This is a genomic window from Corynebacterium sp. UD i78, from assembly GCF_056280545.1.
Genome location: NZ_JBWCED010000001.1, coordinates 94,955 through 108,601 on the forward strand (window position 1 = coordinate 94,955; position 13,647 = coordinate 108,601).

At 65.0% G+C, this 13,647-nt stretch carries 6 protein-coding genes, 2 rRNA genes and 1 pseudogene; 5 read left to right on the plus strand and 4 right to left on the minus strand.

The window, feature by feature from the left end:
• Nucleotides 1-92: 92 nt before the first annotated feature.
• The 3 genes from ACZ9GM_RS00435 to ACZ9GM_RS00445 all read left to right on the plus strand — a co-directional run bounded on the left by ACZ9GM_RS00435 (nt 93) and on the right by ACZ9GM_RS00445 (nt 6,503).
• Nucleotides 93-3,189, plus strand: a 23S ribosomal RNA gene (locus ACZ9GM_RS00435).
• Nucleotides 3,190-3,305: 116 nt separating this feature from the next.
• Nucleotides 3,306-3,422, plus strand: a 5S ribosomal RNA gene (gene rrf, locus ACZ9GM_RS00440).
• Between the two features lie 525 nt (nt 3,423-3,947).
• On the plus strand, nt 3,948-6,503 hold the full coding sequence (locus ACZ9GM_RS00445) for an ABC transporter permease (protein WP_476036963.1): 2,556 nt from the start codon (nt 3,948-3,950) through the stop codon (nt 6,501-6,503).
• A gap of 447 nt (nt 6,504-6,950) precedes the next feature.
• Here ACZ9GM_RS00445 and ACZ9GM_RS00450 read toward each other — a convergent pair whose 3' ends face one another.
• The 3 genes and pseudogenes from ACZ9GM_RS00450 to ACZ9GM_RS00460 all read right to left on the minus strand — a co-directional run bounded on the left by ACZ9GM_RS00450 (nt 6,951) and on the right by ACZ9GM_RS00460 (nt 10,820).
• Entirely contained in the window at nt 6,951-8,162 is a 1,212-nt protein-coding gene (locus ACZ9GM_RS00450; protein ID WP_291473713.1) for a cobalamin-independent methionine synthase II family protein, read from the minus strand.
• 63 nt (nt 8,163-8,225) lie between these two features.
• On the minus strand, nt 8,226-9,431 hold the full coding sequence (locus ACZ9GM_RS00455) for a cobalamin-independent methionine synthase II family protein (protein WP_291473714.1): 1,206 nt from the start codon (nt 9,429-9,431) through the stop codon (nt 8,226-8,228).
• An 88-nt stretch (nt 9,432-9,519) separates the two neighbouring features.
• Nucleotides 9,520-10,820: pseudogene (locus ACZ9GM_RS00460) on the minus strand (aminotransferase class I/II-fold pyridoxal phosphate-dependent enzyme).
• A 21-nt stretch (nt 10,821-10,841) separates the two neighbouring features.
• Here ACZ9GM_RS00460 and ACZ9GM_RS00465 point away from each other — a divergent pair.
• Both ACZ9GM_RS00465 and ACZ9GM_RS00470 read left to right on the plus strand, forming a co-directional pair.
• Nucleotides 10,842-11,894 (plus strand): alpha/beta hydrolase family protein, encoded by a 1,053-nt coding sequence (locus tag ACZ9GM_RS00465; protein WP_291473716.1) that lies wholly within the window; start codon nt 10,842-10,844, stop codon nt 11,892-11,894.
• A gap of 6 nt (nt 11,895-11,900) precedes the next feature.
• Nucleotides 11,901-13,019: a PLP-dependent cysteine synthase family protein gene (locus ACZ9GM_RS00470; protein ID WP_291473717.1), complete on the plus strand. Its 1,119-nt coding sequence runs from the start codon at nt 11,901-11,903 to the stop codon at nt 13,017-13,019.
• Here the strand turns inward: ACZ9GM_RS00470 and ACZ9GM_RS00475 are convergent.
• Nucleotides 13,009-13,647, minus strand: coding sequence for a GntR family transcriptional regulator (locus ACZ9GM_RS00475; protein ID WP_291473718.1), 639 nt, complete (start codon nt 13,645-13,647; stop codon nt 13,009-13,011). The genes ACZ9GM_RS00470 and ACZ9GM_RS00475 overlap by 11 nt on opposite strands.

A 13,647-nucleotide genomic window follows, 5' to 3' on the forward strand; every position in this document is an offset into this window, starting at 1 on the left:
GAGTATCTTCTTTTTTGATGCAATTTTGTAAGTGTCGTGTGAATACTGATTCTGTGGTTTTTCTGCAGGTTTGTGTTCATCTGATGCGTTCTTAGTGTTGTGTGTTAAGGGCGCACGGTGGATGCCTTGGCATGATGAGCCGATGAAGGACGTGGGAGACTGCGATATGCCTCGGGGAGTTGTCAACTGAGCGTTGATCCGAGGATGTCCGAATGGGGAAACCCGGCCGTGGTTATGTGCGGTCACCTGCCGGTGAATGTATAGCTGGTGTGGAGGTTACGCGGGGAAGTGAAACATCTCAGTACCCGTAGGAAGAGAAAACAATAGTGATTCCGTGAGTAGTGGCGAACGAAAGTGGATGAGTGGCTAAACCGGTCATGTGTGATACCTGTCAGGGGTTGCGTGGTCGGGGTTGTGGGGTCTTGTTCGACTGGTCTGACAGTCAGTCGCCCGGTCATGTGTGCTAGCGGAAGTGGTTTGGAATGGCCTGCCGTAGACGGTGAGAGTCCGGTACGTGAAAGCATGTGTGGTTGGGTTACGAGGTGCCCCGAGTAGCAGCGGGCTCGTGGAATCTGCTGTGAATCTGCCGGGACCACCCGGTAAGCCTGAATACTCATTGTGACCGATAGCGGATAGTACCGTGAGGGAATGGTGAAAAGTACCCCGGGAGGGGAGTGAAATAGTACCTGAAACCGTGCGCTTACAATCCGTCAGAGCCGTGCTGCACTGTGTGTGGTGGTGATGGCGTGCCTTTTGAAGAATGAGCCTGCGAGTCAGCGGCACGTCGCGAGGTTAACCCGTGTGGGGTAGTCGTAGCGAAAGCGAATACTAACTAGTGTGTTGAGTGGCGTGTCCTGGACCCGAAGCGGGGTGATCTACCCATGGCCAGTGTGAAGCGACGGTAAGACGTCGTGGAGGCGCGAACCCACTTAGGTTGAAAACTGAGGGGATGAGTTGTGGGTAGGGGTGAAAGGCCAATCAAACTCCGTGATAGCTGGTTCTCCCCGAAATGCATTTAGGTGCAGCGTCGTGTGTTTCTTGCCGGAGGTAGAGCTACTGGTTGGTTTAGCGGGACTATCATCTTAGCGACATCAGCCAAACTCCGAATGCCGGTAAGTGAGAGCGCGGCAGTGAGACTGCGGGGGATAAGCTTCGTAGTCGAGAGGGAAACAGCCCAGATCGCCGGCTAAGGCCCCTAAGGGTGTACTAAGTGGAAAAGGATGTGGGATCGCGAAGACAGCCAGGAGGTTGGCTTAGAAGCAGCCATCCTTGAAAGAGTGCGTAATAGCTCACTGGTCGAGCGGTCCTGCGCCGACAATGTAGTGGGGCTCAAGTACACCGCCGAAGCCGCGGAGCTCGCATTCTGGTTTGGCCAGTGTGTGGGTTGGTAGGGGAGCGTCGTGTGGCCGTTGAAGGTGCGGGGTGACCCAGTGCTGGAGGCTATGCGAGTGAGAATGCAGGCATGAGTAGCGAATGATGAGTGAGAACCTCATCCGCCGGATGACCAAGGGTTCCTGGGTCAAGTTAATCTTCCCAGGGTGAGTCGGGGCCTAAGGCGAGGCCGACAGGCGTAGTCGATGGATAACGGGTTGATATTCCCGTACCCGTGTGTGTGCGATCATGATGAATCGGTGATACTAACCGCCCTGAAGTTTTCTGCCATGGTCTTTGGCTGTGGTGGTTGATGGATGCGTGGGACCTGAGCTGGTAGTAGTCAAGTGATGGGGTGACGCAGGAAGGTAGCCGAGCCACTTAGTGGATTGTGGTGTAAGCGTGTGGCCTGTTGTCCAGGTAAATCCGGGCGACGTGAAAGGTGAGGCGTGATGCGTACCCGTTTGCGGGGATGTCGGTGATCCTATGCTGTCGAGAAAAGCCTCTAGCGAGTGCACATTCGGCCCGTACCCCAAACCGACACAGGTGGTCAGGTAGAGAATACTAAGGCGATCGGGTGAACTGTGGTTAAGGAACTCGGCAAAATGCCCCCGTAACTTCGGGAGAAGGGGGGCCCGTGCTGGTGATGGATTTTTACGGTTCTGAGCTGGTGTGGGTCGCAGAGAATAGAGGGAAGCGACTGTTTACTAAAAACACAGGTCCGTGCGAAGACGGTAAGTCGATGTATACGGACTGACGCCTGCCCGGTGCTGGAAGGTTAAGAGGACCTGTTAGGGCTTTTGTCCGAAGCGGAGAATTTAAGCCCCAGTAAACGGCGGTGGTAACTATAACCATCCTAAGGTAGCGAAATTCCTTGTCGGGTAAGTTCCGACCTGCACGAATGGCGTAACGACTTCCCTGCTGTCTCAACCACAGGCCCGGCGAAATTGCAGTACGAGTAAAGATGCTCGTTACGCGCGGCAGGACGAAAAGACCCCGGGACCTTCACTATAGCTTGGTATTGGTGTTCGGTTCGGTTTGTGTAGGATAGGTGGGAGACTGTGAAGCGGCCACGCCAGTGGTTGTGGAGTCGTTGTTGAAATACCACTCTGATCGTATTGGATATCTGAACCTCGGCCCATGATCTGGGTTAGGGACAGTGCCTGGTGGGTAGTTTAACTGGGGCGGTTGCCTCCCAAAGAGTAACGGAGGCGCCCAAAGGTTCCCTCAGCCTGGTTGGTAATCAGGTGTTGAGTGTAAGTGCACAAGGGAGCTTGACTGTGAGACTGACAGGTCGAGCAGGTACGAAAGTAGGGACTAGTGATCCGGCACCGGCTTGTGGAAGCGGTGTCGCTCAACGGATAAAAGGTACCCCGGGGATAACAGGCTGATCTTCCCCAAGAGTCCATATCGACGGGATGGTTTGGCACCTCGATGTCGGCTCGTCGCATCCTGGGGCTGGAGTTGGTCCCAAGGGTTGGGCTGTTCGCCCATTAAAGCGGCACGCGAGCTGGGTTTAGAACGTCGTGAGACAGTTCGGTCTCTATCCGCCGTGCGCGTTGAAACTTGAGAAAGGCTGACCCTAGTACGAGAGGACCGGGTTGGACATACCTCTGGTGGGCCAGTTGTCACGCCCGTGGCATGGCTGGTTGGCTACGTATGGGAGGGATAACCGCTGAAAGCATCTAAGCGGGAAGCCTGTTTCGAGATGAGGTTTCGTTTGAGGTTCCCTGTAGATTACGGGGTTGATAGGCCGGATCTGGACAGCATGTGAGTGTTGGAGGTGACCGGTACTAATTGGCCGAGCGCTGCATTAAGAGCGTTGTGCTTGATTGTGTTGATTGAAGCGTATGTTGCGTCCACTGTGCAGTGTCTGGAATGGCACGGCATACTGGCCACTGTGGTGGTTGGGTGTGTGTTGTTTCGTGTGTTTTGTCGGTGGTTTTAGCGGTGGGGTCACGCCCGGTCCCTTTCCGAACCCGGAAGCTAAGCCTGCCTGCGCCGATGGTACTGCACCTGGGAGGGTGTGGGAGAGTAGGACGCCGCCGGCATTCAACTTGGAATTGAGGAGTGGGAGAACGATCTTGGGATTGTTCTTCCACTCTTCTTTTTTGTGCGTGTGTGGGGGTCGGGTCTGGTCGGTCATCTTGTGGGGTGGTCGGCCGGGCCCGGCCCCTTTTTCTGTGTACCCGGATGGTGCCTGGGGGTGGGCTGTTGTGGGGTGGGGGTTGGACCACCATAGCCGGGCATGGATCCGGCGAAGTAGTGACTTCGCGCGTTGTGGGTTCAGTTCCGTGCGGTCTCGGGTCCTGTCTGACGCGATGTGCGGTCACGGCAGGATCGCGGTGCCGCTCTGGCCTCATCTACCGGCGTCGCAGTGCGGGGACCACTAGAGTGGAGAGGTCTGCAGCGTCCTCACGCGCTGAACGAACCTGCCTCGACCGGCCCCTCACCTCCGGTCGCAGGTGGCCGACCATGAAGGATGACCGACTCTCTCCATGCCACGTCACTCCGCGTCAGCGACCAGTCCTTCGTCCGGAGCCTCTCCAGATCCCTCGTCGGGGGTACGCGCACTGATGGCCGTCCTGCGCGTCACCCTGCGGACGTTCCGCAGTCATCTCGGCAGACTGATCCTCACGGTCAGCGCCGTCGCCGTCGCGGTCTCCTTCCTCACCGGCTCACAGATGCTCTCGGGCGTGCTCAACGGCACCGTGTCCACCATGATGTCCTCCGAGTACGAGGGCGTCCCGCTCGTCGTCCGCCCGGCCGAGGGCCATCCCTCTCTCGCACCGGACAGTCCGACCGTCGTCGGTGAACTTCCGGAGGTCGACCGCGTCAACATCGACGACCGACGTAGCGTCCTCGTCACCGCAGCGGACGGCAGCGCGGTCGACAGTGGAAAAGACAGGATCCACGTCGTCCCCTGGTACTCGCCGGAGGATGCTGTGGGGCCGGCGGCCTCGGACGGCAGTCCCGGTCCGGCACCGGGAGAGGTCCTGGTCTCCGAGAACGCGGCCAGAGGTGGGCTTGCCGTAGGAAGCCTGGTCCATGTCAACGACGGCAGCGAGGACTACGACCTCACTGTCGCAGGGACAACGCCGGATACCGAGCAAAGGAGCACCGGCACCGGTATCGAACTGGCGGTGAATCTGGGGGACTTCACGGCACGCTATGCGGAATCCGGACTCCCCGCGCTCCTGGTCGAACCGTCACCGGATGCGGACACGCAGGAGACCATGGACGCCATCGGTGCTGCGCTCGACAGCCCCGACCGCGGTTTGCCGGATGTGCGCACCGGCGACGAGCTCGTCGAAGAGTCACAGGACGCCACAGAGTCCGCCCTGGGGTTTGTCCGCTATCTGCTCTACGCGTTCGCGGGTGTCGCCCTGCTGGCGGCACTCTTCACCATCGTCAACACCTTCCAGATGACCGTCGCCCGTCGGCACCGGGATATCGCGCTGCTGCGGTCCCTGGGTGTCTCCCGACGCCAGGTCACCGGCTCGGTGCTCGGCGAAGCTCTCCTCTGCGGGATCGTCGGCTCGGGATTCGGCGTCCTGCTGGGTGTGGGGGCCGTCAACGCCCTGCTCCGCGTCATGCGCTCCATGTCCGACAGCGTCGACATCGCCACCCCTGAGGTCTCCACGGTGACCATCGTGATCCCGTTGATCGTCGGTACGGTGGTGACGCTGCTCGGTGGACTCCTCCCGGCACGTAAGGCAGGACACGTCGCCCCGCTGGAGGCACTGCGTCGGGCGGATGCTCCACAGCAGCGTACCGCTCCCTGGCGCGTAGTCGCCGGTGCCGTGGTGCTCGCAGCCGGGATCGCGCTGTGCGGTATCGCCCTGTCCCGGGACGCCGCGGTCACCTCGTCCCGCGCCTCCCTCGCCGGAACAGGTGCGGTGACCGGGTTCCTCGGCGTGTACCTGGCATCCCCGGCGATTCTCGGGACGGTCACCAGGGTGCTCAACTGTCTGCCGCACCGACGGCCGGCAGAACGGCTGGCCACCGCCCAGGTATCTCGAACCCCTGCCCGCTCCGCCGGCACCGCCTTCGCGCTCACCCTGGGCCTGTCCCTGACGACGGTCACCGGAATGCTCGGTGCTTCCGTGGTCAACGCCGTCGAGGAGACGGTCACCACGGAGGTCACCGCCGACCTCGTCGTCGGAGCGGTCGACGGCCTGACCGGCGACCCTGTCCCCGGAACAGCGAGTGCGGCGGTGCGTGAGACGCCGGGCGTCGGCTCGGTCTACTCCGTCGGCAAGGCCCCGGTCGTCGTCGGTACGGCGGAGGACGGGGTGAACCTGGTGTCTGTGAGCAAGGGAGATCCGACCACCGCCCTCGACGTCGGGGAGGTCACCGGCGACCTCGACCTGTCCTCGGGGGAAGGGCTGACGATGTCCGCGTCCTTCGCCGAAAAGCACGGACTGCAGATCGGGGATCTCGTGGAGGTCGGTGTCCCCGGCCAGTCGTTCACCAGCTGGTTGCCGCTGCAGGGCACGTACGGTCATTCCCGTCTTCTCGGCGACGTGGTCGTCAGCTCGACGGCGTTCTGGCGGCTCGCTCCCGGCGACCGTGGTCTCGGTGGGCACCGCACCCTGGCGGTCGCCGTCACCGGGAACGGCAGCGTGGACACGGACACGCTCCGTGAACAGCTGGAGGACGCCACGGCGTCCTCCCCGTCGGTGGTGGTGCAGACCCCGGCGGAGTTCGCAGGACGCCAGACAGAGCTGATCGACCGGATCATCGCGGTGGTCTACGCACTGTCCGCGCTGGCTGTGATCGTCGCGGTGCTGGGGGTGGCGAACACTCTCGCACTCTCCGTCGCCGAACGACGCCGCGAGATCGGCATGCTGCGGGCGATCGGGGCGACCCGGGGGCTGATCCGCCGGACCATCACGGTCGAAGCGGTGATGACTTCGTTCTACGGCGCAGTGGTGGGTGTTCTCACCGGACTCGGGGCGGGGTTCGCGGTCCTCGGCGTCCTCGAGGACGTTGGTCTGACGACTGTCATCGTCCCCTGGGCCGTGGTAGCCGGGGTGCTGGTGGGGTCCGTGGTGGTCGGGGTGGTGTCCGCCCTGGCACCGGCGGTGCGGGCAGCGAAAACGCCACCGCTGGATGCGGTGGCGGAATAGCCGGCTGCGTGGCGGGACCGGCTTTACGGGGTGTACGGGCCTACTCGGCCACGTACTCCTCGAGAATCGGTGGCATCTTGTCCATGCCGTAGTCGTAGGCCTGCGGGCATCGACGCGATCTTCTCGTTCCCCGGCCCGGTGGTGGGGGAAGGCGTCGGTCGAGCTGCTCGAGGTGCTGTCGGCGTTGGTTGAGCCGTTCGAGCTGTCATCGTCGTCAGAGGAACAGGCAGCGGGGCTGACGGCCAGGCCGCCGGCGACGACAGCGCCGGTGAGGGTGCGGAGGATCCGGGTGCGCACAGGTGGAACGTCGTGCTTTCCGAGCGGGGTGTCCATATGCGTAGCCACGCCTGATGTGCGGGGGTTCACCGCGGATACACCGAGCCCCGACAGTGCCAGGTGCGGCGCCGCCGGGGCCGGGGAGAACGCCGGGGGTGACCCGGTGCCTGATCAGCCGAAAAGCTGCTTCGAGGCGATCTCGGCACCCTTGACCAGGGACTCGAGCTTCGCCCAGGCGATCTGGTGGTGCAGGCGTCCGCCCAGGCCGCAGTCGGTGGAGGCGACGACGTTCTCCGGGCCGACGACCTCGGCGAACTGGGTGATGCGGTCGGCGACGAGCTGGGGGTGCTCGACGACGTTGGTGGAGTGGCAGACGACTCCCGGGTAGATCAGCGAACCGGCGGGCAGCTCGTGATCCTGCCAGACGCGCCACTCGTGGGCGTGGCGGGGGCTGGAACCCTCGAAGGTGAAGCCGCCGACCTCGGCGCGCAGCACCTCGTCGATGATGTCGCCGAAGGGGATGTCGGTGGTGTGGGGGCCGTGCCAGGAGCCCCAGCAGATGTGCAGGCGGGTCTGCTCCTTGGGCAGGTCCTTGATCGCGTCGTTGAGGGCGTCGATGCGGATCCGGATCCAGGCCTGGTAGTCGGCGACGGTCGGTTCCGGGTTGATCTGGTCCCAGGCCTCGGCGAGGTCCGGAGCGTCGAACTGCACGGTGAAGCCGGCGTCCGTGATGGCCCTGTACTCGTGGGAGAGTGCCTGGCCACAGGCCTGGACGAGCTCCTCGTCGGTGTCGTAGGCCTTGTTGGCCAGGCGGGCGGCGGAGCCGGGGGCGATGGCGGCGACGAAGGCGTCGGACCGGTTGTGGCCGACCTTGTCGAGGGCTCTGGTGAGCAGGTCGACATCGGCGTCGACCTCCTGCTGGCCGATGTAGGTCACCGGGCCGGTGAACTCCGGGTTGCCGACCTTCGCGCGGCCGGTGAAAATGCCGGACTCCGGGTCCTCGTAGGCCTCGTTGAAGGCGGCGCGGTCACGACGGTCCGGGAAGCTGGTGAGCTTGATGTTGCCCGGGGTGGAGCGCACGACCTCGGCGTTGGCCCACCGGTCGGTGTCGGTCATGGTCAGGCCGCCCAGGCGGGTGAAGGTGTAGTTCCACCAGGCGCCGTAGTCGACGGCACCGGAGGTGATGTGGCCGTACTCGCCCTCGTTGATGATGTCCAGGCCGAGGTTGTGTTGGCGGGCGACGACCTCGTCGACGCTGTTCTGGAGGATCTCCAGGAACTTCTCGCGGGTGATCTCCCCGGCGGCGAAGGTCTGGTTGGCCTCCAGCAGCTCAGGGGTACGGGGCAGGGAACCCACGTGGGTGGTACGGATCTTGTTGACCATGTACTGCGTCCTCTTCTCAGGTGCTTCTCGGGTACTTTTCGGTGATATCTACAGGGTGGAACTCTAGCGTTCGTAGATTTCGCGGGACGCCAGGGCCGCCCCTTCGACGAGCGCCTCGAGCTTTGCCCAGGCGATCTGCGGGTGGAGACGTCCGCCCAGGCCGCAGTCGGTGGACGCGATGACGTTCTCCGGGCCGACGATGTCGGTGAACTGCAGGATCCGGTCGGCCACCAGGCGAGGGTGCTCGACGACGTTGGTGGAGTGGCAGACGACACCCGGGTAGATCAGGGTGTTCTCCGGCAGTTGGTGCTCGGACCAGACACGCCACTCGTGGGCGTGGCGGGGGCTTGCACCCTCGAAGGTCAGGCCGCCGACATTGGCGCGCAGACACTCCTTGACGATGGCACCGAAGGGCACGTCGGTGGTGTGGGGGCCGTGCCAGGAGCCCCAGCAGATGTGCAGCCGGGCCTTGTCTCGTGGGATGCCGTCGAGGGCGGTGTTGATCGCGTCGATGCGCTTGCCGATCCAGGCCTGGTAGTCGGCGATGGACGGCTCCGGGTTGATCTGGTCCCAGGCCTCGGCGAGGTCAGGGGCATCGATCTGGACGGTGAATCCGGCGTCCGTGATAGCCCGGTACTCCTCGTTGAGGGCGCGGGCGGCGGCGTCGAGCAGCTCATCTTCGGTGTCGTAGAACTTGTTGAGCAGGCGGGCTCCGGAGCCGGGGGAGACGGCGGCGACGAAGGCGTCCTCTGTGGAGTGACCGGCCTTGCCGAGGGCAGCGGTGAGGCCGTCGACGTCCGCGGCGACGGCGTCCTGGCCTACGTAGGACAGCTCGCCGGTGATGGCGGGGTGGGCGAAGCCGCCGGGCTTGCCGCCGAGGACGCCGGACTCCGGGTCCTGGTAGGCGTCACGGAACAGGGTCCAGTCGCGCCGGTCCGGGAAACTGGTCAGCCGGATGTTGCCGGGGGTGGAGCGGACGGCCGGCTCCTCCTCGTCGACGAGTTCCAGTCCGGCGAGCCGGGGGAAGATGTAGGACCACCAGGCGCCGAAGTCGATGGCTCCGGAGGAGAGGTGGCCGTACTCGCCGTCGTTGATGATGTCGATGCCGAGGTCGTGCTGGCGGCGGACGACATCGTCTACGGAGGACTGGAGGATGTCGTTGAACTCGGCCTTCTCGATCGACCCGTCGGTGGTGCGGGCGTACGCCTCAAGCAGTTCAGGGGTACGGGGCAGTGAGCCCACGTGTGTGGTGCGGATCTTGTCGGCCATGGGTGCTCCTCAGTGGTAGTGCGCAGTGGTCATGCGGCAGCGGTGTGTTACTCAGTGGTGAATAATAGACCGAGCGGTTCAGTGAACCCTATTCGCCCCCGGTCAGCCTGTCCCGGGACGCCGTCCTTCAGCCGCCCGGCAGCGGTCGCCAGGGTGGTGTCGTTCTTGCAGAACGTCCAGCGCACGAGGGTGTGTACCGGGTCGGTCGGGTCGGCGGCGGCGTCCGCTGTGACGAAAGCGGTGACCGGAATGCCGGCCACACCCACTGCCCCCGGCAGACGCCGGCAGAACTCCTCGCCGGACATGGGCTGCCCGCCCACGCCGGTCAGTCCGAGCGGGGCGATGTCGGTGATGACGTAGTAGGTCCCGTCGGAACCCAGGACCTCCATGCCGGCGTCCTCCAGTGCATGGACGAGGGTGTGCTTGCGCTGCCGGAGGGTCTCGCGCCAGCCGTCCGACCAGTCGTCGGCGTTGTCGAGCGCCCACGTCACCGCCGGCTGCAGCGGAGTCACACCCACATAGGTCAGGAACTGCTTCGCGGCGGTGACCGGTCCCAGCAGGTCAGGGGAGGCGATCGCCCAGCCGGTCTTCCAGCCGGTGACGTTGAAGTTCTTGGACCGCCGAGGAGATCGTCACCGTCTGGTCGGCCATCCCCGGCAGCGTGGCGAAGGGGACGTGTTCCTCACCGCTCTCACTGAACACCAGCCGCTCGTAGACTTCGTCGCTGATCACGACGGTGCCGGTGCCGCGCACGCAGTCGGCGATGAACTCCAGGTCTGCGCGGGACAGCACCGTGCCGGTGGGGTTGTGCGGTGTGTTCAGCAGGACGGCGGCGGTGGTGTCCTCGGCGACGGCTTCGGCGAAAGCCACCCGGTCCAGCGACCAGCGGCGGACACCGTCGCTGTCCGGCTCCAGCTGCAGTCGGACAGGGCGCTCGGTCGCCCCGGCCAGGCCGATGCATGCGGTGTAGGCGTCATAGGTCGGTTCGAGGGTGACGACCTGGCGTCCTTCATCGACGAGGCCGAGGACGGACGCGGCGATGGCCTCGGTCGCGCCGACGGTGATCAGCACGTTGTCGGCGGTGACCTGCTGGCCCCACCGGTCGCGCCGGTCACGTGCGACGGCCTCGCGCAGGGCAGGGTCGCCGGGGCCGGGGCCGTACTGGTTGTTCCCGCCGGTGATCTGGTCGGCGGCGATGCGCAGCATCTCGGCGGGGCCGTCGTCGTCCGGGAATCCCTGACCCAGGTTCGCGGCCTGCGTGCGGACGGCTTCGGCGGTGACGGTGGCGAAGATGGTCGGGCCGATGCCCGCGACGCGGTGCGCCGGGTGGTGGGTGGGAGGAGTCGCCGGGTGGTGGGTGGGAGGAGTCGCCGGGTGGTGATCAGTCATGCCCGCCATACTATGGACGTCATGACTGAGCTGATACGTCCCACCCCGCTGACCGCGACCGACGAGGCCCCTGATTTCGTTGAACCGTTGGTGGCCACCGACCCCGCTGACCTGCCGAAGGGTCATCCGGCTGACGCCATGGTCGGCCACGACAAGCTCAGCCCCCGGGCGCAGCTCGATCTGCTGCTGCAGAACTTCAGTGACTCCTACCCGGAGATCTTCACCTCACTGACGACTGACGAAGGTGCGGGTCTGTCGGTTTCTGCGGAGCTCAAGGACGCCACGGAGCGGATGTGGGCCCGGGTGCCGGACCTCATCACGCACTGCAGTCTGCTGGTGCTCGGTGCGGGGCTCGACCACGCGATGCCGGGGGTGGCGTTCCTGAAGACCGGTCCGTCGGCTGACGAGGTGTCGGTGGCGGGGCTGCGGGGCACGGTACTGCGTCCGTCGGAGCCGACGGGTGCGGTCGCGGTGAGTCTGCACGGCGGTCCGGGCTGGTTCGGCGACGCGGAATCGCACGACCAGCTGTGGCTGCCGCTGTTCGCCGCGCTGGCCGAGAAGTCCGGGGTGACGGTCGTCGATCTGATCTACCCGCTGCCCGGCTACGGTGACGGAACGCCGGCGGCGACGGAGGACGCGGTGGCGGCGGCGTTCGCGGAGGTGCGTGAGCGTGCCGGGGAGTTCGTGGGTGAGGGTGTGGCTGCGGCGTCGCCGGCGGCACCGGACCGGGTCGGCCTGGTGACCTTCGGCTCCGGGTTCACGGTGGCCGCGCAGGTTGTGGAGGACGCCGCCTTCCTGCTGGCCATGACGCCGCGGATTCCGGCTGATCTGTCCTACGACCTGTCCGGTGTGCCGACGCGTGTGTCGGTGGCGTCGGAGGATTCGCGGGGGACGGCGGCACAGGCCGTGCTCGACTGGTTCGGGGCGCATGCCGGAGTGCCCGGTGAGGTCACGGCCCCTGCGGCGGGGTCGGGTCTCGAGTACGCGGAGTACCTCTCCGAGCACATCATCGGGGTGCCGGAGGTGTGGCGTCGTCGCGTCTCGGATGATGCGGCGTGGCTGGCGGGGCGGTAGGCCTGCATGAGTTCCGCGCTTGAGCCCCACGACATCAACCGCTACAACGCCGACGCCCGACGCTGGGCCGCCGAGGCGATCCGTAAGGTCCAGGCTGACCAGCAGCGCTCGGCGGACACCCATCTGCTGAAGATGCCGTTGCCGGATGACTGGGGCGTGGACCTCTATCTCAAGGACGAGACCACCCACCCGACCGGTTCGCTGAAGCACCGGCTGGCCCGGTCGCTGTTCCTCTACGGTCTGGCCAACGGCTGGATCCGCAAGGACGCACCGGTGGTCGAAGCGTCCTCCGGATCCACGGCGATCTCCGAGGCGTACTTCGCACGGCTCATCGGCGTCCCCTTCATCACCGTCGTCGCTGCATCCACCAGTGCGGAGAAAGTGCGTCTGATCAGGTCCTACGGGGCCGAGGTGCGGTTTGTCGATGATGCATCCACCGTCTACGCGGTGGCGGCGCAGACCGCCGAGGAGACCGGCGGGCACTACATGGACCAGTTCACCTACGCGGAGCGGGCGACGGACTGGCGCGGGAACAACAACATCGCCGAGTCGATATTCCGCCAGATGTCGATGGAGCGCTTCCCTGATCCACGCTGGATCGTCGCGACCGCCGGCACGGGCGGCACGTCGTCGACCCTGGGCCGCTACGTCCGCTACACCGGCCGGATGACCGGGCTGTGCGTGGCTGACCCGGAGAACTCCGCCTTCTTCCCCGCCTGGTCGACAAACGACCGCGCCCTGACCACGGATGCCCCGTCCCGGATCGAGGGTATCGGACGCCAGCGCGTGGAGCCGAGTTTCACCGGCCGGGTCGTCGACCGGATGACGAGCGTGCCGGATGCCGCGGCGATCGGTGCGGTCCATGCCCTGGAGCAGGTCACCGGGATCCGCGCCGGCGGTTCGACCGGGACCGGCCTGTGGGCGGCACTGCGTCTGGTCGCCGAGATGAAGGACGCGGGGGAGCAGGGCAGCGTGGTCTCGCTGATCTGCGACTCCGGCGAGCGCTACCTCGACAAGTACTACGCGGATGTCTGGCTCGCTGAGCAGGGGATTGACACTGCGCCGTACCGGGACTGCGTCCTGGAGTTCCTGGAGTCCGGGGACACCGGAATGCTCACGGACTGACCGTCGACGCCAGGGTTTCCCCGGTCTCCACGAGGGACGCCCGGAGTGCCGATGCTGCTCCTGCACGGTCGCCGGCACGCAGCAGAGTGACGATCTGCCGGTTCACCGGGACAAACTCACCGTGCAGGCCGGGTCGGACCCGCTCCACAGTGAGGAACACCAGGCGCATCCGGGCGAGCAGCCGGTCCATCTCCTCGTTGAGCAGGCCTGAACCGGCGGACTCCACGACGGTCCGGTGGAAGAGCTGGTTCGCCAGGGCGGTCTCAGCTGTCTCAACTGCGGATTCCGGCGAATCCGTGGATTCTGACACTTCGGCGTCAGTGACGACCCGGTCAAGGGCATCCACATCGAGGGCGTCCCCCCACAGCAGCGCGCCGGGTTCGACCACGGCACGCGCCCGGTAGAGATTCCGGATGTCTTCGGCGCCGGGGGACGCGATGAAGACGCCCCGGTTGGGAATCCGGTCGACGATACCGTCAGCGGCGAGGGAGGCGAATCCCTCACGCAGGGTATTGCGGGAGATCCCCAGCTTGTCGGCGACGGCGACTTCGTTGAGCTTCTCGCCGGGGGAGTATTCACCGGCGGACACGGCATGTCGCAGGACGGCGGCGACGGACTGGGCACGCAT